A 17,948-nucleotide genomic window follows, 5' to 3' on the forward strand; every position below is an offset into this window, starting at 1 on the left:
ACTACCCAGCACACTCTGCTGCTCAGGAATGGCGTTTTGGATAAAAAATTAGGTCTTAGCGCGCTCACTGCGCTGGTGCTCAGCTCGATGCTCGGCGCGGGCGTTTTTAGCCTGCCACAAAATATGGCGGCGGTTGCCGGTCCGGCGGCGCTGCTGATCGGCTGGCTGATCACCGGTGTCGGTATCCTCTTTCTGTCGCTGGCGATGTTGCTGCTGACGCGTCTGCGCCCGGAACTGGATGGCGGCATCTTCACCTACGCGCGCGCCGGCTTCGGCGAGCTGACCGGCTTCTGCTCGGCATGGGGTTACTGGCTGTGTGCGGTGATTGCCAACGTCTCGTATCTGGTGATTGTGTTTTCAGCGCTGAGCTTCTTTACCGATACGCCGGATCGCATCGTGTTTGGCGATGGCAACACCTGGCAGGCGATGCTTGGCGCTTCCGTGCTGCTGTGGCTGGTGCACTGGCTGGTGCTGCGCGGCGTACAGACGGCGGCCAGCATCAACCTGCTGGCGACGCTGGGCAAACTGGTGCCGCTGTTGCTGTTCGTGGTGCTGGCGCTGCTGGCGTTTAATTACGATCGCTTCCGTTTTGACTTTGACGGCGCGGCGCTCGGCCAGCCGCTGTGGCAGCAGGTTAAACAGACCATGCTGATCACCCTGTGGGTATTTATTGGCGTGGAAGGCGCGGTGGTGGTCTCTGCCCGCGCGCGCCACAAGAAAGATGTCGGGCGCGCCACGCTGCTGGCGGTGCTGGCCGCGCTGCTGGTCTATCTGCTGGTGACGTTGCTGTCGCTTGGCGTGGTGCCGCGTGCGGAACTGGCGCAGATGCGCAATCCGTCAATGGCCGGTCTGATGGAACGGCTGCTCGGTCACTGGGGCGATGCAGTGATTGCGGTTGGCCTGATTATCTCGGTGTGCGGGGCCTATCTCAGCTGGACCATTATGGCGGCGGAAGTCCCGTTCCTTGCCGCGCAGCAGGGCGCGTTTCCGCGCAGCATTGCCCGGCAGAACCGTCATAATGCGCCGGCGGCGTCGCTGTGGCTGACTAACGGCAGCGTGCAGGTGTGCCTGATTCTGATTGCGGTTACCGGCGCGGATTACAATACGCTGCTGACTATCGCCTCAGAAATGATCCTCGTGCCCTATTTGCTGGTCGGTCTGTATCTGGTCAAAGTGGTACGCGGTCAGCACAAACCGCTGGCCCTGTTGACCGGTCTCGGTGCCAGCGCCTATGGACTCTGGCTGCTCTACGCCTCGGGGCCGCTGCATCTGCTGTTGTCAGTGGTGCTTTACGCGCCGGGTCTGCTGCTGTTCCTGTATGCACGACGCGGTGGCCGCGGCGATCAACCGCTGTTTGCGCTGGAGCGCATCGCCATCGTGCTGTTAATTGCCGCCTCACTGCCCGCGCTGTGGCAGCTGACGCGCTAATCAGTGTGGTTGTAAAGGAATGGAAACGCACAGCAGATCGTTCTGCTGTGTCAGATTGAGCGGCTTGCGGTATTCCAGATGGATGGCGTCAAGCTGCTCAGCGGACAGCGGATAAGGCAGCTGGATATCGAAGCGGCTGATGTGCTGCTGTTCGGCCAGAGTGATCAGTCGGGCGATGTTAATTTCGTCGCTGACCTGGGTTGAAATGATTTGTAATGCTAATTCTTTCAGATGGTCGTCGCTGGCCTGTAAACTGTGCCCGGACTTGCGCGTCACCATGCCAAAAATTGGCATCACGCCGTAAATGGCATCGACAAAGCTCCAGCGTTTTTTGCAGGAAGCGGAAAGGAAGTCACTGTAGTTGAAGCAGATGCGGTCACTGTATCCGGCTGAAGCCAGCTCTTTATCAGACACCCTCGCACTCCTCCTGTTTTCAGTACGATTCCGAACCTTGCGCCAGAACGCGCCGGTAATAATGGCACATTTCACGGTGTACATACCAGTAAGACAAGGATAATTCGTGCGGTAGCGTAGAGCTCAGGACCAGGAAAAGCTATGCTGCTGACATTCTCAGCCATGACAGAGCATTATGAACAAAATTGTCTATGTGGAAGATGAGCCGGAAGTCGGCGAACTGATTGCGGCTTATCTTGGCCGCCACGATATTGAGGTGCTGGTTGAGACGCGCGGCGATCGCGCGGAAGCGACCATTCTCGCCGCCGATCCGGATCTGGTGTTACTGGATATCATGCTGCCGGGCAAAGATGGCATGACGCTGTGCCGCGATTTGCGTGCGCACTGGCAGGGGCCGATTGTGCTGCTGACCTCGCTCGACAGCGACATGAACCACATTCTGGCGCTGGAGATGGGCGCCAATGACTATATTCTGAAAACCACGCCGCCGGCGGTGCTGCTGGCGCGTCTGCGACTGCATCTGCGCCAGGCGCACGTGGCCAAACCGGAAGCCGCACCCGCCGTGCAGAGCTCGCAAAAGGTGCTGCGGTTTGGTTCGCTCACCATTGATGCGCTCAACCGCCAGGTGATCCTGTTCGATGAACCGATCACCCTTTCGACCGCCGATTTTGATCTGCTGTGGGAGCTGGCGAGCCACGCGGGAGAAATTCTCGACCGTGACGCGCTGCTGAAAACCCTGCGCGGCGTGAGCTATGACGGCATGGATCGCAGCATCGACGTCGCCATTTCACGCCTGCGCAAGAAACTGTACGACAGCGCCACCGAGCCGTTCCGCATCAAAACCATCCGTAACAAAGGCTATCTGTTCGCGCCGCAGGCCTGGGATACCCGCTCCTGATGAGAAAGCTCTTCATTCAGTTCTATCTGCTGCTGTTCGTCTGCTTCCTGGTGATGACGCTGCTGGTGGGTCTGGTGTACAAATTCACCGCCGAGCGCGCCGGACGCCAGTCGATGAACGACCTGATGGCCAGCTCGCTGTTTCTGATGCGCAGCGAACTGCGTGAGATCCCGCCGCGCGACTGGAACAAAACCATCCGCAATCTCGATCTCGATTTATCCTTTGAGCTGCACATCGAACCGATGAGCAAGTATCAGCTGGACGAAGCCGACATGAAGCGGCTGCGCGCCGGTGAAATCGTCGCCCTCGACGATCAGTACACCTTCCTGCAGCACATCCCGCGCAGCCACTATGTGCTGTCGGTCGGACCGATTCCTTACCTGTTTTATCTGCACCAGATGCGCATCCTTGATATCGCCCTGCTGGCGTTTATTGGTATGTCGCTGGCGCTGCCGGTGTTCATCTGGCTGCGCCCGCACTGGCAGGAGATGCAGCGGCTGGAGAAAGCGGCTCAGCGCTTTGGTCGCGGCGAGCTTGACGTGCGCACCCATTTTGAAAATACCTCCAGCCTGCACAGCCTTGGCGTGGCGTTCAACCAGATGGCGGACAACATCAATACGCTGGTGGCGAGTAAAAAACAGCTGATTGACGGTATCGCGCACGAGCTGCGCACGCCGCTGGTCCGGTTGCGATACCGGCTGGAGATGAGTGAAAACCTCAGTGCGGCAGAGTCGGCGGCGCTGAACCGTGACGTCGGCCAGCTGGAGAGCCTGATTGAGGAGCTGCTGACCTATGCGCGCCTCGACCGGCCGCGCGTTGACCTCAATCTGCAATCTTTCGATCTGGCCCAGTGGCTGCGCGTGCACATCGCTGACGTGCAGACCATGAATCCGCAAACGCACATTACGCTGGATATTCCGCAGCTGGAAAACATTGGCGCGGCAGATACGCGCCTGATGGAGCGCGTGCTGGATAACCTCGTGAATAACGCCCTGCGCTATGCGCAGCAGCGGCTGCGCGTCAGCCTGTGGTTTGACGGCGCCATCGGCAATCTGCAGGTTGAAGATGATGGTCCGGGCATTCCGCCGGATGAACGCCAGCGGGTATTCGAGCCTTTCGTACGGCTCGATCCCAGCCGCGATCGCGCCACCGGCGGCTGCGGCCTCGGTCTGGCGATTGTGCACTCTATTGCGCAGGCGCTGCAGGGCCAGGTCTCGATTGAGAGCAGTCCGCTGGGCGGCGCCTGCGTGCGCTTCTGCTGGCCGGTTGATCTCCCCCTGCGCGACGTGACGCCGCGCTTACCTTCATAAGGAGCTTGTTACATGACTGCAGCTTATCAGGAACTTAGCCGCACTTTTCAGCGCCTGGCGCGTTTTGGCCATCTGGGCGCGATTGCCGGCGTGGATATGCAAACCACCATGCCGCCGGGCGGCAGCCAGGCGCGTGGAGAAGCGATGGCAGAGCTGAGCGTATTTATGCACGAGCTGCTGACCGACAAGCGCCTCGGCGGGCTGTTTGACGCCGCCGCGCAGGAGTCGCTGAACGATGTGGAGCAGGCCAACCTGGGCGAAATGCAGCGCGCGTGGCGCCAGGCAACGCTGCTGCCGGCCTCGCTGGTGGAAGCCAAATCGCTGGCCGGCTCGCGCTGTGAACACGCGTGGCGCAGTCAGCGTCCGGCCAACGACTGGCAGGGCTTCAGCGCTAACCTGAAAGAAGTGGTGAAGCTGAGCCGCGAAGAGGCACAGCTGCGCGCCGATGCGCTCGGCGTATCACGCTACGATGCGCTGCTGGATGTGTTTGAACCAGGCATGACCAGCGCGCAGCTCGACAGCACCTTTGGCGATCTGAAAAGCTGGCTGCCGGATCTGCTGCAAAAAGCGGTAGCCCGCCAGCAGGCAACGCCGATTGCCCAGCCGGTCGGCCCCTTCGCCATTGAATCGCAGAAGCAGCTCGGACTGAGCGTGATGGCGACGTTAGGGTTTGATTTTAATCACGGCCGGCTGGACGTGAGCGCGCACCCGTTCTGCGGCGGCGTACCGGAAGATGTGCGTATCACCACACGCTACAACGAAAACGATTTTCTCAGCGCGCTGATGGGCGTGATCCACGAAACCGGCCATGCGCGCTATGAACAGAATCTGCCACAGCAGTGGCGCGGACAGCCGGTGGCGCTGGCGCGCTCGACCGCGATGCATGAATCGCAGAGCCTGTTTATGGAGATGCAGCTGGGTCGCAGTCACGCCTTCCTGCAGCATATTCATCCCCAGGTGGTGGCGCTGATGGGCGACCAGCCGGCACTGGAGCGCAACAACTTTATTCGGCTGACCCAGCGCGTGAAGCCGGGCTTTATTCGCGTCGATGCCGATGAGCTGAGCTATCCGGCCCATGTGATTTTACGTTACGAAATCGAGCGAGCGCTGATTGAAGGCGAGATTGAAGTCGAGGATATTCCGGCGCTGTGGAATGAAAAAATGCAGCAGTCGCTGGGGATCGATACGCGCGGCAACTACCGCGACGGCTGTATGCAGGATATTCACTGGACCGACGGCGCCTTCGGCTACTTCCCGACCTACACGCTGGGCGCGATGTACGCTGCTCAGCTGTTCCAGGCGGTAAAACGCGCCATTCCGCAGGTGGACGAATTGATTCAGCAGGGCGAACTGCAACCGGTGTTTGACTGGCTGCAGCAGAACATCTGGCAGCACGGCAGCCGCTTCCCGACGCAGCAGCTGCTGATCAATGCCACTGGCGAAGCGCTCAATCCACACTATTTCCGTCAGTATCTGGAACAGCGTTATCTCTCTGCCTGATCCGTGCGGCGGCCTGCCCGGCCGCCGTTTTTTGCGCGGAGAGTGATCCGCACTTATCCCCGTCCTGCCCGGTTTTCCTGCTTTGTACAATCCGTTACACGCCGATACCATTCCCTCACTGAAGGCGCGAATTGTTTTACATATAGTGCATTCACCGGCCCCGCAGTGGGCTACACATGAAAAAATAGTTCGAGGGTTTTGCAATGAAAAAATTATTTGCGCTGGTGATCGCCGCTGCTATGGGTCTGTCTTCTGTAGCCTTCGCTGCTGAGACAACAACTGCTGCTCCTGCTGCTGCAACTACCGCTGCACCGGCTAAGCACAAAGCTGTTCACCACAAAAAAGCCGCTGCTCAGAAAGCGCAGGCTGCCAAAAAGCACAAGAAAGTAGAGAAGAAAGCACCAGCGGCTCAGAAAGCGCAGGCGGCTAAAAAGCACCACAAGAAAGCCACCAAACCAGCTGCTCAGAAAGCCCAGGCCGCTAAAAAGCACCACAAGAAAGCCACCAAGCCAGCGGCCCAGAAAGCCCAGGCTGCTAAAAAACACCATAAAGCCACCAAGCCAGCTGCACAGAAAGCTCAGGCAGCTAAAAAGCACCACAAAAAAGTAACCAAACCTGCTGCTCAGAAAGCTCAGGCTGCTAAAAAGCACCACAAAGCGAAAAAAGCTGCTAAATAAGGTTGCCTTGCGCGCCAACACCGCATTAATGATTGAAAACACCCGGTTCTGCCGGGTGTTTATTTACTGGAGTAGCGAAAAATGGTGCGTCGCTATCGCTTCGAAATTATCCTGATTGTCATGATTCTGTGCGGCATTATTGCGGCCAGCTTTTTTATCTAGTCGTTGTAGCGTGCTGATTACTCCAATATTTCTCCCTTTTTTACCGCTCACCGACTATAGTTATCGCTCAAGCGTGATGACCACAACCTCTATTTATTCTCGCCATTGAGAGAACTATGCGCCTGGCTATCTTGTTATTTGTAGGTCTTTTTAGCTTTAACCTCACAGCCCATGCCGATGATGAAGACGGCCCCAGCCCGGAAGAGATTAAGACCCTGTTCTTCGGCAAAGATCATCGTAAAGCCATTACCGACGTCAGTGCGGCGCCGTGGGATGCCATTGGTCAGTTAGAGACGGAAAGCGGCAATCTGTGCAGTGCCACGTTGATTTCGGCCCATCTGGCGCTGACGGCCGGACACTGCTTACTGACGCCCCCAGGCAAATTCGACAAGCCGGTCGCGCTGCGCTTTATGGCGGGTGCCAAAGGCTGGCGTTACGAAATTCATGATATTGACGCGCGCGTGGAGCCTTCGCTGGCGCGGCGTCTGCAGGCGGATGGTGAAGGCTGGATCGTGCCGCCAGACGCGGCACCTTACGATTACGGCCTGGTGATTCTGCACAATCCGCCGTCCGGTATCGTGCCGATTCCGCTGTTTGACGGTTCGCGCAGCGATTTAACCGCTGCGCTGAAAACCACCGACCGCAAAGTGACACAGGCCGGTTATCCCGCAGACCATCTGGATACACTCTACTCGCACAGCGATTGCCTGATCACCGGCTGGGCGCAGCGTGCCGTGCTGTCGCACCAGTGCGACACCCTGCCCGGCGACAGCGGTTCACCGCTGCTGCTGAAGCGCGACGGCGAGTGGCAACTGATTGCGGTACAGAGCTCGGCACCGGCACCGGCCGATCGCTATCGCGCCGATAACCGCGCCATTGCCGTAACATCCTTTAAAGACAAGCTGGAAGCGCTGGCGCAATAAGTCAGCCCAGCTGCTCCATCGCCTGCAGGATACGTTTGTCGGAGATGGGATACGGCGTGCCCAGCTGCTGCGCAAAATAACTGATGCGCAGCTCCTCCAGCATCCAGCGGATCGCCTGTACCTCTTCATCGTCCTGACGCTGCGGCGGCAGCTTGTTGCGCCAGCTTTGCCACGCCTGCTCTACCGCCTGCACTTTCAGCATCCGCGCCCGATCGCTGTGTGGATCGACCGGCAGCTTCTCCAGCCGGCGCTCAATACCGTGCAGATAGCGCAGTGTGTCGCCCAGCCGCTGATAGCCGTTGCCGGTGACAAAACCGCGATACACCAGGCCGCTCAGCTGCGTTTTGATATCCGCCAGCGCCAATGCCAGCGTCATGTCCACCCGTCCCTTAAGGAACTTGTTGATGTTGAACACGCTGGTGAGAATCTGCTCGACCTGGCTGGCGATGGTCACCACCGTGTCGTTGAGTTCGGCGCGTACTTTATCGCGCAGTTGCTCGAAGTTTTGCTGCTGCCACGCCGGCCCACCGGCGTCCGCCATCAGCTTATCCACGCCGCAGGCGATACAGTCATCAATCAGCTCCAGCACTTTGCCGTACGGATTGAAATAGAGTCCGAGCTTGGCTTTGTTTGGCAGCTTCTCGTGCAGATACTTGATCGGCGAAGGGATGTTCAGCAGCAATAACCGCCGCTGGCCGCGCCACATCATCTTCTGCTGCTCGCGTTGACTGTCAAACAGGCGAATCGCGACGCTGTCTTTTTCATCCACCAGCGCCGGCCAGGCTTTGACCTGATAATTGCCGCGCTTCTGCTCGTAGCTTTGCGGCAAATCACCGAAGCTCCAAAGGTGTAATCCGCGCTGTTCAAGCCCGTCATCCGCCACGTTGGACAGCGTCTCCTGCACCTTGCCCTTCAGCACCTGCTTCAGCTGATGCAGGTCTTTGCCTTCCTGCAGCTTCCGGTTGTGCTCATCCACCACGCGGAAGGTCATTTTCAGGTGATCGGGCACCTGATCCCACTGCCAGGCGTCGCGCTCAATGGTGACGCCAGACATGCGGCGGAACTCACGCTCCAGCGCATCCAGCAGCGGCTGCTCCAGCGCCGTCACGCGGGCAAGGAAGGCTTCGGCGTAGTTGGGTGCCGGCACAAAGTTGCGTCGCACCGGCTTGGGCAGCGACTTAATTAGTGCGATGATCAGCTCGCGGCGCACGCCGGGGATCTGCCACTCGAAGCCGGCTTCGTCGACCTGGTTGAGCAGCGGCAGCGGGATGTGCACCGTCACACCATCCGCATCGGCCCCCGGTTCGAACTGGTAGCTCAGCTTCAGTTTCAGGTTGCCCTGGTGCCAGAAGTTTGGGTAATCCAGCTGGCTGACCTTCTCCGCCCCGTCTTTGATCAGCATCTGCTTATCAAAGCTCAGCAGGTCCGGATTGTCCTTACTCGCCTGCTTCCACCAGCTGTCAAAGTGCCGCGCTGAGACCACCTCGCTGCCAATGCGGCGATCGTAAAACGCAAACAGCGTCTCGTCATCGACTAAAATGTCGCGCCGCCGCGATTTGTGCTCCAGATCCTCGATTTCACTGCGCAGTTTCAGGTTGTTGCGGAAGAAGGCGTGACGCGTCTGCCAGTCGCCCTCCACCAGCGCATGACGAATAAACAGCTCCCGGCTGAGCTGCGGATCGATGCGGCTGTAATTGACCTTACGCGCCTGCACAATCGGCAGCCCGTACAGCGTAACTTTCTCGGTGGCCATGACTGCGCCCTGCGCTTTCTCCCAGTGCGGTTCACTGTAGCTGCGCTTCAGCAGATGCTGGGCCAGCGGTTCGATCCACTCCGGGTCGATGCGCGCCGCAACGCGGCCCCACAGGCGGCTGGTTTCCACCAGTTCCGCCACCACGGTCCATTTAGGCGGCTTCTTAAACAGCCCGGAACCGGGGAAAATAGCGAAACGCGCGTTGCGTGCGCCGGTAAACTCCTGCTTTTCCGCATCTTTCTGACCGATGTGTGACAGTAAACCGGTGAGCAGCGCGCAGTGTACTTCACGGTACGGTGCCGGCTCGCTGTTGAGCGGCATGCCCAGTTCCCGCACCACCTGACGCAGCTGGGTGTAGATGTCCTGCCATTCGCGCACGCGCAGGTAATTGAGATAATCGCTTTTACACTGGCGGCGGAACTGATTGCCGGACAGCGCTTTCTGCTGTTCCTGCAGGTAGTTCCACAGATTAACGAAAGCGAGAAAGTCTGACTCTTTGTCGGCAAAACGCCGGTGTTTCTCGTCAGATGCCTGCTGTTTCTCCACCGGACGCTCGCGCGGATCCTGAATCGACAGCGCAGCGGCAATAATCATCACTTCGCGCACGCAGCCAAATTTCTGCGCTTCCAGCACCATGCGCGCCAGCCGCGGATCGACCGGCAGCTGCGCCAGGCTGCGCCCGGACGGCGTCAGTTTGTACGCACCTTCCTCGCTCAGGGTGATCGCGCCGAGCTCCTCCAGCAGGCGCACGCCGTCCTGAATATTGCGCTTATCCGGCGCTTCGACGAACGGGAATGCGGCGATGTCGCCCAGTCCAAGCGCCGTCATCTGCAAAATTACCGACGCCAGGTTGGTACGCAGAATTTCCGGGTCAGTAAACGCCGGGCGGCTGAGGAAATCATCCTCTGAATAAAGGCGGATACAGATCCCTTCCGACACGCGGCCGCAGCGCCCTTTGCGCTGGTTAGCCGACGCCTGCGAGATCGGCTCGATCGGCAGTCGCTGCACTTTGGTGCGGTAGCTGTAACGGCTAATGCGCGCGGTGCCGGGATCGATGACATATTTAATGCCCGGCACGGTGAGCGAGGTCTCAGCGACGTTGGTCGCCAGCACAATGCGGCGGCCGCTGTGCGCCTGGAACACCCGGTTCTGTTCGGCGTTGGACAGGCGCGCATAGAGCGGCAGAATCTCGGTGTGCGGTAAATCGCGCTTCATCAGCGCATCGGCGGTATCGCGAATTTCGCGCTCACCGCTCATGAAGATTAGGATATCGCCGCGCCCTTCGCTGCTCAGTTCGTCAACCGCATCGAAAATTGCCTGCAGCTGATCGCGCTCGGTGTCTTCGGCATCTTCTACCACCGGACGATAGCGTACATCGACCGGATAAGTGCGGCCCGAAACCTCGATTACCGGGGCATTATTGAAGTGGCGCGAAAAGCGCTGTGGATCGATGGTCGCGGAGGTGATGATCACTTTCAGATCGGGACGACGCGGCAGCAGCTCGCGCAGGTAACCCAGCAGGAAATCGATGTTCAGACTGCGTTCATGCGCTTCATCGATGATGATGGTGTCATACTGCAGCAGCAGACGATCCTGCTGAATTTCCGCAAGCAGAATACCGTCGGTCATCAGTTTGACCTGAGTGGTTTCGCTGACCTGATCGTTAAACCGCACCTTGTAACCGACGGTGCCGCCGGGCGTGGTTTCCAGCTCTTCGGCAATGCGGTTCGCCACGGTGCGTGCCGCCAGGCGACGCGGCTGCGTATGCCCAATCAGCCCTTTCACACCGCGCCCGAGCGCCAGACAGATCTTTGGCAGCTGGGTGGTTTTACCTGAGCCGGTCTCACCGGCGACAATCACTACCTGATGATCGCGAATCGCGTCGGCGATGTCCTGCTGCTTCTGGCTGACCGGCAGATTGTCCGGAAACGTAATGCGCGGCGTCGCGGCGGCGCGCTGCGCCACGCGCTGTTCTGCCGCGGCGAACACCGGCTCCAGCTCAGCCATAATTTCCTGCTGTGCAGCGGGATTTTTCACCTTTGCCGCCCCGTGCAGACGACGCTGCAGCGCTTTGCGGTCGCGCAGCATCAGGTTATCGAGCCGCGACCAGAGGGGGGCCAGAGGTGACGTAACGGATGATGACATAGTGATGAATTACCTGTTGTTGCAGTGAGCCGGCACTTGCGGCTCGGCGCCGGGCAGAATTTTCCGGCGGATTCAATCGATTAATGCCCGCCATCTTAGCACAGATTGGAACATCTCACCTGACCGGACGTGCCACCTTATTCAATAATTTCGAACATAGGCCTCGAAATATTGCGCTTTTACCTGCCGGACGAACTCCGTAGAGTGTAACGCATTGAGCGGTAAGCCAACCGCGTAACGTACAGGAAAATACCATGAGCAAAGTTTTAGTTCTGAAATCAAGCATCCTTGCCGGTTACTCACAGTCTAACCAGCTGGCAGACTTCTACGCTGATGAAGCCCGCGCCAAAGGCGATGAGGTCACGGTACGCGATCTGGCTGCCCAGCCGATTCCGGTACTGGACGGTGAACTGGTTGGCGCCCTGCGTCCTTCAGACGCGCCGCTGTCGCCACGTCAGCAGGACGCGCTGGCCCTGTCCGATGAACTGATTGCTGAACTGCAGGCGCACGATACCGTGGTTATCGCCGCCCCGATGTACAACTTCAACATTCCTACTCAGCTGAAAAACTACTTTGACCTGATTGCCCGTGCCGGCGTCACCTTCCGCTACACCGAAGCAGGCCCGGAAGGACTGGTGAAAGGCAAACGTGCGGTGATCCTCTCCAGCCGTGGCGGCATTCACAAAGACACCCCGACTGATCTGCTGACCCCGTACGTGAAACTGTTCCTCGGCTTCATCGGCATCACCGACGTTGACTTCGTGTTTGCCGAAGGCATTGCCTACGGTCCGGAAGTGGCAACCAAAGCCGCCAGCGATGCCAAAGACGCCATCAAACAGATTGTTGCTGCGTAATCATCATTAAAACAATGCTATCTATCTTGCCGGGCCTGAGTGCCCGGCTTTTTTATGCCTGCGCTATCGTGGAAGCGGCTATTTCTGCACCCACTGGCCATTTATCCCGCGCACATATTCGCCGCTGCCGGCACGGTTAACCAGCTTCTCGCCGGCGATGCGCGCCACCTCGGCGGTGGTGAGATTGTTCTGCTGCGCCACGCGCTGATACTGCTGGCTGCGGCCGTCATTGATGCGCTTAACCAGCGCCAGCGTCTCGTCATCCTGCTGACGAGAGGCGATGTAACCGCTCAGCGTTTCGCCCACGCGCCCCTGCTGGCGCGCCTGATCCAGCGTCAGCGCCCAGGCCGACGGTGCCAGCAAAAACGCCAGCAACAGCGCTATCCCCTTGCGTTTCATCGAGCCTCTCCTCAAAACAGTCCGCTCTGATTCTTCAGCAGCGCTTCGACGTCTTTATCCACCTTGATGTGGATTTCATGTTCGATTTTTACGTTCATGTTGATGGTGATTGGCTCTTTGGGTGCGGCGACTTCGATACGCGGCACACAGCCCAGCAGCGGCAGTCCCGCTGTCAGCACCAGTAATGCCCTCAGGCTCATGGTTTCGGGTCCTTGTTGAATGGCAGGGTGGCGTTTTGCTCCACCCAGGATTGCAAATTATCGCCAAAGCGCAGGCTGCGCCACAGCTGGAACAGGTTTTCCTGATGATGGTAATTAAGATTGACGGACTGGCGGCGGTTACTGAACTGGCTGGTGCCTTTCACCTCGCTTTGCAGAATCAGGTTACCGAAGTTATCCAGATCCAGCGTCGCCCACGAACGGGCAATCTCCATGTAGCGCAGCCAGTCCATCGCCGCCCCGGCGGCCACGTTATTGCTGACAATCGCATCCGCCATGTCTTTGTCCATGCGGAACGTCAGCGGGCCGCTGTTGGCGATCCAGCCCTTTTCAATCAGCCAGTGCGGATTGTTCACCCACAGCGGCAATTCGCCATTCACTTTACCGGACATGGCAAACTGCTTCGGCTTGAGCGCCGTCACCAGCCGGCTGAGATCAATGTCACGCAGCGAAATCCGCGCCGGCTGGTGCTGCGGTAAACGCAATGCTGGCATGCTGACGTGCCCGCCCAGCAGATCGAGATTGACGTTACTGAGCGTCAGCGGCTGGCGCTCCTGCCACGGATAGTGGCCCTGCAGATCCGCGGTAATGTTCTGCAGCGCAAACTGGTTTTTCACTTCGGCGATGCGCAGCGACACCGGCCCGCGGCGCCCCAGCTGCCACTGATGATCTTTCAGGCGGAACGGCAGGGTAAAATCGATGCCGTTGATTTCGCTGTCCGGCATCCACACGCTGCCCTGTTTCACCGCCCAGAACCCGCCCGCCTCAAACCCCTGGCCGCTGGCGGCGGAAAAGGCCATCTGCGCGCGCAGCTCGCCAGACTGGATACGCATCTTCAGATCGCTGCTCAGCAGCGGCTGAAATACGCTGAGCGACTGTGCCGGCCACCAGGCTTCGCCGCGCAGCCGCTCGCCGTCCCAGCGGCCATGCACGCGCAGCGGTCCGATGTCTTCCGCGGTGAGCTGACCGCGCCACAGAAAATGCCCTGGATCGCGGCCTTTGGCATCGAAACGCAGTTCGGACGGCGGCAGCCAGCCACCGTAGCTGAAGCGCGTCTGGCCGGAGCGCAGCGCAAACCCGCCGTTAAACGCTGGCTGTGCCACATCGCGCTGCCAGCGCACCGGCGCGGTCAGCGTCAGGCGCGGCTTATCCACCTGCACCATGCCGTACGCCAGCTGATCAAACCCGGTGTTCAGCGTATCGAGGCTGATCAGGGTGTCGTGCCAGCTGCCGGTGCCCTTCACATCCCATTTGGCGCTAAGCGGCGCCATCACGCCTTCGCCCCAGTAACGCCAGTTCCAGCGTCCGCTGTCTGGCCAGAAGTCGCTGGCGCGGCCGTCGAGATGCAGCCTGAAGCGGCCGAAACTGGGGTCGTGCGCGTTGAGAATCGCCTGTAACCGGCCGTTGATGCCGCGCGAGGCCACGCTGACGCCGGCCAGCGGCCAGCGCGCTTCATCCACTTCCAGCGTCGAGAGTAAGCGTCCGCGCAGGCGCAGCAGTGCGCCCGGCTGCAGGCTGAGCTGCGGATCGCTGAGCATGCCATGTAATTGTCCGGGAATGGTGCCGTACAGCTGCAGGTCGGCAAACTTGCTTTCGCCGGTTAACTGGAACGGCAGTGCGCTGTCAGTCAGGCTCAGCTTGCCCGGCCCAACGCTCAGTACCAGGTTGCCTTTCCCGCCGCGTCCAGCGGTCAGTAAATTGAAGCGGCCGCGGATCTGCGTCTGTTCCAGCCCCTGCTGCCAGTCATCCAGTGTCAGCGCCACGCCGCCCGACAGCGGCTGCGACCCGAACGGCCAGCGCCAGTGACCGGCAGTGATGCGGATTTGCTGTGCATCGACCTGCCACGGCAGCTGTAACAACGGCTGTGGTTCCTGTTGCTGGCGCACCACCAGTTCGCCCTGCTGCTGCTGCCAGTTGAGCGTCAGCGCCAGCGGCTGCGGCCACTGCGTCAGGTTAAGCGCACCGCTGAACTCACCCGCCACCGGCAGGCCATCGGCAAACGTTGGCAGCGTCAGATTGCCATGCAGTTCGACCGGTTGCGGCAGTATGGGATGGCTGAGCTGCAGCTGATCAATGTGCAGCTGCTGCCCCTGCAGGCGCGCGGCGATGCGCAGGTTGTCGCCCTGATAACGCAGTTGCTGAAGGTCTTTGTCTAAGGTCAGATCGAAGCGGCCGGCATATTGCTGCCATGGCAAAATACTGAGCTGTTGCAGATGGATATCCGCGCCGGGCAGCATCTGCTGCCACTCTGCGAGGCTGCGCGGCGCATCGCGCGTGGCACTGTGCGGCAGTGCCTGCAGACAATCGCTGTTGAGCGCCACCTCGCGCGCATCAAGCTGCCAGCGCTGTTGCGTCCGGCCAAGCCCCACGTCGGCGACCTGCGCCAGCAGGCAGTCACCGGCCAGATAGCGCACATCAGGAAACACCAGCCGGCCCTGCTGCCAGTGCGGCGCGCCGTGTAGCTCGACGCGGGTATTTTCCGGCAGCCAGATACCTGCCAGCCGCGGCAGCCAGTGCGTCAGCGTCAGCAGCAATCCCAGCAGCAGCAGTATCAGCGCCAGTAGCGCAGCAAGTAGTCGACGGAGGCCCCGCGTCATGGCTGTTAACGTTCCTGTTCTTTACCCAATCCTGACAGAGATGATGGCATGTTACGCCCGGCAAATGAAGGCGTTACCGCTTTAGTCTGGCTGAAGAACAGCAAAATGACGCGGAAAACGTTATCCTGATGTGATACCGACGTAACATTTTTCAGGAGCGAAACAATGAAAGTTGCGGTTTACAGCACCAAGCATTACGACCAGAAATACCTCGAGCACGTTAACGAAAGCTACGGATTTGAGCTGCAGTTTTTTGACTTCCTGCTGAGCGAAACCACGGCGAAAAACGCCGCTGGCTGTGATGCGGTCTGTATCTTCGTTAACGATGACGGGAGCAAAGCGGTGCTGGCGGAGCTGGCGGCGCTGGGCGTGAAATATATCGCGCTGCGCTGTGCCGGTTTCAATAACGTCGACCTCGACGCCGCAGCCGCGCTGGGACTGCAGGTGGTGCGCGTGCCCGCTTACTCGCCGGAAGCGGTAGCGGAACACGCGGTAGGTCTGATGATGACGCTCAACCGCCGCATTCACCGCGCTTACCAGCGCACGCGCGATGCCAACTTCTCGCTGGACGGCCTGACCGGTTTCAACATGCATAACAAAACCGCTGGCGTGGTCGGCACCGGCAAGATTGGTGTGGCGACGATGCGCATCCTGAAAGGTTTTGGCATGCGTCTGCTGGCGTACGATCCGTATCCCAGTGACGCCGCGCTGGCGCTCGGGGCGGAGTATGTTGATTTGAAAACGCTGCTGGCGGAGTCCGATGTCATCACCCTGCACTGTCCGCTGACGCCGGAAAACCATCATCTGCTCAACGCACAGGCGTTCAGTCAGATGAAAGATGGGGTGATGATTATCAATACCAGCCGCGGTGGGCTGATTGATTCACAGGCGGCGATTGAGGCGCTGAAACAGCAGAAAATCGGCTCGCTCGGCATGGATGTGTATGAGAACGAACGCGACCTGTTTTTTGAAGACAAGTCAAATGACGTGATTCAGGACGACGTGTTCCGCCGCCTGTCGGCCTGTCACAACGTGTTGTTTACCGGCCATCAGGCCTTTCTCACCGCCGAAGCGCTGACGGCGATTTCAGAAACCACGCTCAGCAATTTACAGCAGCTGGCGCGCGGGGAAACCTGTTCAAATCAGGTTAAGGCGTAACGCTCTGCGCCTGCGTTAGCGGGCGCAGGCACCGCCAATCAGCGCCTGTTCGTCGCAGCGACGACCATTTGCCAGCTGACACATCCCGATGCGTGAACCGTCTAACTGACGCGAGAACGCCAGCGTGCCACCTGCGCTGTTGCAGTTGGCTTCTGCCATGGACGACATCACGACGTGCGGCTGCACGTGCGCGGCGGTGGCCTGTTGCGGCGGTTCATTGTCGCTGTTGCTGCTGCAGGCAGAGAGTAACAGCGCTGCGCCGGCCAGCAGTAAAGTTGCGGCTTTCATCGGTCGGGCTCCGGGAGTGTGAGCGGAAAAGTCGCACCAGCATATGTCAGCAGCGGTGCGCGATCGATAGGCGACACAGCTTTTTACAAAATTTAATATCGTCGTTGGCAAGCAGAATTATCCTGATTGCAGCGTTTTCCCTCTTTCTCAGCCTGTTCATACGCAACATCAATCAATAAGGAGGAAGGATGTTAGCCGACATGCTCATCCGCATCGCGTTAGCCGGAATACTGGGCGGACTGATTGGCCTGGAGCGCCAGATGCGCGCTAAAGAAGCCGGCCTGCGCACCCACATTCTGGTCGGTATTGGCAGCGCCATGTTCATGCTGGTGTCAAAATATGGCTTTGCCGATATGCTGACTAACGACCATGTGGCGCTGGATCCCAGCCGTATTGCGGCGCAGGTGGTCAGCGGCATGGGCTTCCTTGGCGCTGGCACCATCATCATTCAAAAGCAGATTGTGAAAGGCCTGACAACCGCCGCCGGCCTGTGGGTGACCGCCGCGATTGGCCTGGTGATCGGTAGCGGTATGTACGAAATCGGTATTTACGGTACGGTGCTGGCGCTGATGGTGCTGGAAACGTTCCGCCGTATCAGCCACTGGCTGATTGGCCGCCATCACACTCTTATCGTCCATCTCAAAGCCAAAAGCGTACCGCTGGTGTTGCTGGTACTGCAGCGCGAAAATTTGCGCTATGGCCACATCGCTGTGGTCAATCGTAACGAAGAGAGCGGCCTGTGCGAGCTGAGCGTTGAGGTGACGTTGTCACGCAGATTTCCTATGCACAGCATTTATGACAAAGTGATGGAAATCAAAGGCGTGCAGTCGCTGGAAATGGTTTGACTGCGCTGCCGCTGGCGGGTTAATCGCTGCGGTGGAGGCGAGATAAAAAGCCCGGCGCTGAAGGCCGGGCGGCTGGGTTAGCAGGGTTTGAGTTGTCCAATCGCCATTTCAACGGCGCGATTGGGCGCGCCGGTTAATTCCCGATAGCGCAGTTGCAGGTTCCGCAACTCGCTGGCCAGCACCTCTTTTTCGGTAGCGGCACCGCGCTGCGCCAGTTCCAGATAGCATTGCCCCACCAGCCGGCACGCCTCCTCAAACACCATATCGTACGTTTGCATTATTCCTCTCCTCACCTTTAAAAACTAAAAAAAGCGCTGAATCCATCCTGTCAGCGCAGTGAGAAGAAATCTTTACCCAGATCAATAAATATGCAGTTACC

The 17,948-nt window shown here is 59.1% G+C and carries 16 protein-coding genes; 9 read left to right on the top strand and 7 right to left on the bottom strand.

Features of this window, described 5'->3' with window-relative positions; translation table 11 throughout:
• Nucleotides 1–36: 36 nt before the first annotated feature.
• A complete protein-coding gene (locus ABVR31_RS10020) occupies nt 37–1,428 on the top strand; it encodes a basic amino acid/polyamine antiporter (protein WP_021506111.1) in 1,392 nt (463 codons plus the stop codon).
• On the opposite strand, the gene ABVR31_RS10025 is transcribed toward ABVR31_RS10020, so the two are convergent.
• Complete coding sequence (locus ABVR31_RS10025; protein ID WP_021506112.1) at nt 1,429–1,842, bottom strand: hypothetical protein; 414 nt, start codon at nt 1,840–1,842, stop codon at nt 1,429–1,431.
• A gap of 175 nt (nt 1,843–2,017) precedes the next feature.
• On the opposite strand from ABVR31_RS10025, the gene rstA reads away from it, so the two are divergent.
• From rstA to ABVR31_RS10050, 5 genes are all read left to right on the top strand, one after another.
• Nucleotides 2,018–2,740 carry a two-component system response regulator RstA gene (gene rstA / locus ABVR31_RS10030; protein WP_021506113.1) on the top strand — a complete coding sequence of 241 codons (723 nt, stop codon included), beginning with the start codon at nt 2,018–2,020 and terminating at the stop codon, nt 2,738–2,740.
• Nucleotides 2,740–4,050 carry a two-component system sensor histidine kinase RstB gene (rstB, locus tag ABVR31_RS10035; protein ID WP_021506114.1) on the top strand — a complete coding sequence of 437 codons (1,311 nt, stop codon included), beginning with the start codon at nt 2,740–2,742 and terminating at the stop codon, nt 4,048–4,050. The genes rstA and rstB overlap by 1 nt, the downstream gene beginning before the upstream one ends.
• Nucleotides 4,051–4,062: 12 nt before the next feature.
• Nucleotides 4,063–5,550 (top strand): carboxypeptidase M32, encoded by a 1,488-nt coding sequence (locus ABVR31_RS10040; RefSeq protein WP_058758501.1) that lies wholly within the window; start codon nt 4,063–4,065, stop codon nt 5,548–5,550.
• 203 nt (nt 5,551–5,753) lie between these two features.
• Nucleotides 5,754–6,227 (top strand): acid resistance repetitive basic protein Asr, encoded by a 474-nt coding sequence (gene asr / locus ABVR31_RS10045; protein ID WP_072209965.1) that lies wholly within the window; start codon nt 5,754–5,756, stop codon nt 6,225–6,227.
• A gap of 278 nt (nt 6,228–6,505) precedes the next feature.
• On the top strand, nt 6,506–7,312 hold the full coding sequence (locus tag ABVR31_RS10050; protein ID WP_021506118.1) for a serine protease: 807 nt from the start codon (nt 6,506–6,508) through the stop codon (nt 7,310–7,312).
• 1 nt (nt 7,313) lies between these two features.
• Here ABVR31_RS10050 and hrpA read toward each other — a convergent pair whose 3' ends face one another.
• Entirely contained in the window at nt 7,314–11,210 is a 3,897-nt protein-coding gene (gene hrpA, locus ABVR31_RS10055; RefSeq protein WP_372772621.1) for an ATP-dependent RNA helicase HrpA, read from the bottom strand.
• 254 nt (nt 11,211–11,464) lie between these two features.
• Between hrpA and azoR the strand changes: the two genes are divergently transcribed.
• Nucleotides 11,465–12,064 (top strand): FMN-dependent NADH-azoreductase, encoded by a 600-nt coding sequence (azoR, locus tag ABVR31_RS10060; RefSeq protein ID WP_021506120.1) that lies wholly within the window; start codon nt 11,465–11,467, stop codon nt 12,062–12,064.
• A gap of 78 nt (nt 12,065–12,142) precedes the next feature.
• On the opposite strand, the gene ABVR31_RS10065 is transcribed toward azoR, so the two are convergent.
• Genes ABVR31_RS10065 through ABVR31_RS10075 form a run of 3 tightly spaced genes read right to left on the bottom strand, consistent with a single transcriptional unit; the run spans nt 12,143 to nt 15,278 of the window.
• Nucleotides 12,143–12,463 carry a YdbL family protein gene (locus tag ABVR31_RS10065; RefSeq protein WP_336698865.1) on the bottom strand — a complete coding sequence of 107 codons (321 nt, stop codon included), beginning with the start codon at nt 12,461–12,463 and terminating at the stop codon, nt 12,143–12,145.
• An 11-nt stretch (nt 12,464–12,474) separates the two neighbouring features.
• Nucleotides 12,475–12,663 carry a YnbE family lipoprotein gene (locus ABVR31_RS10070; protein ID WP_010618431.1) on the bottom strand — a complete coding sequence of 63 codons (189 nt, stop codon included), beginning with the start codon at nt 12,661–12,663 and terminating at the stop codon, nt 12,475–12,477.
• Nucleotides 12,660–15,278, bottom strand: coding sequence for a YdbH family protein (locus tag ABVR31_RS10075; RefSeq protein WP_372772624.1), 2,619 nt, complete (start codon nt 15,276–15,278; stop codon nt 12,660–12,662). The genes ABVR31_RS10070 and ABVR31_RS10075 overlap by 4 nt, the downstream gene beginning before the upstream one ends.
• A gap of 165 nt (nt 15,279–15,443) precedes the next feature.
• Here ABVR31_RS10075 and ABVR31_RS10080 point away from each other — a divergent pair, with 165 nt between their 5' ends.
• On the top strand, nt 15,444–16,436 hold the full coding sequence (locus ABVR31_RS10080; protein WP_141495469.1) for a 2-hydroxyacid dehydrogenase: 993 nt from the start codon (nt 15,444–15,446) through the stop codon (nt 16,434–16,436).
• 15 nt (nt 16,437–16,451) lie between these two features.
• Here the strand turns inward: ABVR31_RS10080 and ABVR31_RS10085 are convergent, their stop codons facing one another.
• Complete coding sequence (locus tag ABVR31_RS10085) at nt 16,452–16,724, bottom strand: DUF333 domain-containing protein (protein WP_021506124.1); 273 nt, start codon at nt 16,722–16,724, stop codon at nt 16,452–16,454.
• 188 nt (nt 16,725–16,912) lie between these two features.
• Between ABVR31_RS10085 and ABVR31_RS10090 the strand changes: the two genes are divergently transcribed.
• Complete coding sequence (locus ABVR31_RS10090) at nt 16,913–17,569, top strand: MgtC/SapB family protein (RefSeq protein ID WP_136546796.1); 657 nt, start codon at nt 16,913–16,915, stop codon at nt 17,567–17,569.
• 77 nt (nt 17,570–17,646) lie between these two features.
• On the opposite strand, the gene ABVR31_RS10095 is transcribed toward ABVR31_RS10090, so the two are convergent.
• Nucleotides 17,647–17,847, bottom strand: a complete 201-nt coding sequence (locus tag ABVR31_RS10095; RefSeq protein ID WP_010618426.1) for a DUF2767 family protein — start codon at nt 17,845–17,847, stop codon at nt 17,647–17,649.
• Between the last annotated feature and the right edge of the window lie 101 nt (nt 17,848–17,948).

The organism is Pantoea sp. WEP (genome assembly GCF_041678305.1).
GTDB classification, from domain to species: domain Bacteria; phylum Pseudomonadota; class Gammaproteobacteria; order Enterobacterales; family Enterobacteriaceae; genus Pantoea; species Pantoea dispersa.

Bases quoted from the DNA above. Each gene is read 5' to 3' on its own strand.
- rstB (WP_021506114.1), top strand. From the start codon at position 2,740: ATGAGAAAGCTCTTCATTCAGTTCTATCTGCTGCTGTTCGTCTGCTTC.
- ABVR31_RS10075 (WP_372772624.1), bottom strand. From the start codon at position 15,278: ATGACGCGGGGCCTCCGTCGACTACTTGCTGCGCTACTGGCGCTGATA.
- ABVR31_RS10090 (WP_136546796.1), top strand. From the start codon at position 16,913: ATGTTAGCCGACATGCTCATCCGCATCGCGTTAGCCGGAATACTGGGC.
- ABVR31_RS10065 (WP_336698865.1), bottom strand. From the start codon at position 12,463: ATGAAACGCAAGGGGATAGCGCTGTTGCTGGCGTTTTTGCTGGCACCG.
- rstA (WP_021506113.1), top strand. From the start codon at position 2,018: ATGAACAAAATTGTCTATGTGGAAGATGAGCCGGAAGTCGGCGAACTG.
- ABVR31_RS10040 (WP_058758501.1), top strand. From the start codon at position 4,063: ATGACTGCAGCTTATCAGGAACTTAGCCGCACTTTTCAGCGCCTGGCG.
- azoR (WP_021506120.1), top strand. From the start codon at position 11,465: ATGAGCAAAGTTTTAGTTCTGAAATCAAGCATCCTTGCCGGTTACTCA.
- ABVR31_RS10085 (WP_021506124.1), bottom strand. From the start codon at position 16,724: ATGAAAGCCGCAACTTTACTGCTGGCCGGCGCAGCGCTGTTACTCTCT.
- ABVR31_RS10070 (WP_010618431.1), bottom strand. From the start codon at position 12,663: ATGAGCCTGAGGGCATTACTGGTGCTGACAGCGGGACTGCCGCTGCTG.
- ABVR31_RS10095 (WP_010618426.1), bottom strand. From the start codon at position 17,847: ATGCAAACGTACGATATGGTGTTTGAGGAGGCGTGCCGGCTGGTGGGG.
- ABVR31_RS10050 (WP_021506118.1), top strand. From the start codon at position 6,506: ATGCGCCTGGCTATCTTGTTATTTGTAGGTCTTTTTAGCTTTAACCTC.
- asr (WP_072209965.1), top strand. From the start codon at position 5,754: ATGAAAAAATTATTTGCGCTGGTGATCGCCGCTGCTATGGGTCTGTCT.
- ABVR31_RS10080 (WP_141495469.1), top strand. From the start codon at position 15,444: ATGAAAGTTGCGGTTTACAGCACCAAGCATTACGACCAGAAATACCTC.
- hrpA (WP_372772621.1), bottom strand. From the start codon at position 11,210: ATGTCATCATCCGTTACGTCACCTCTGGCCCCCCTCTGGTCGCGGCTC.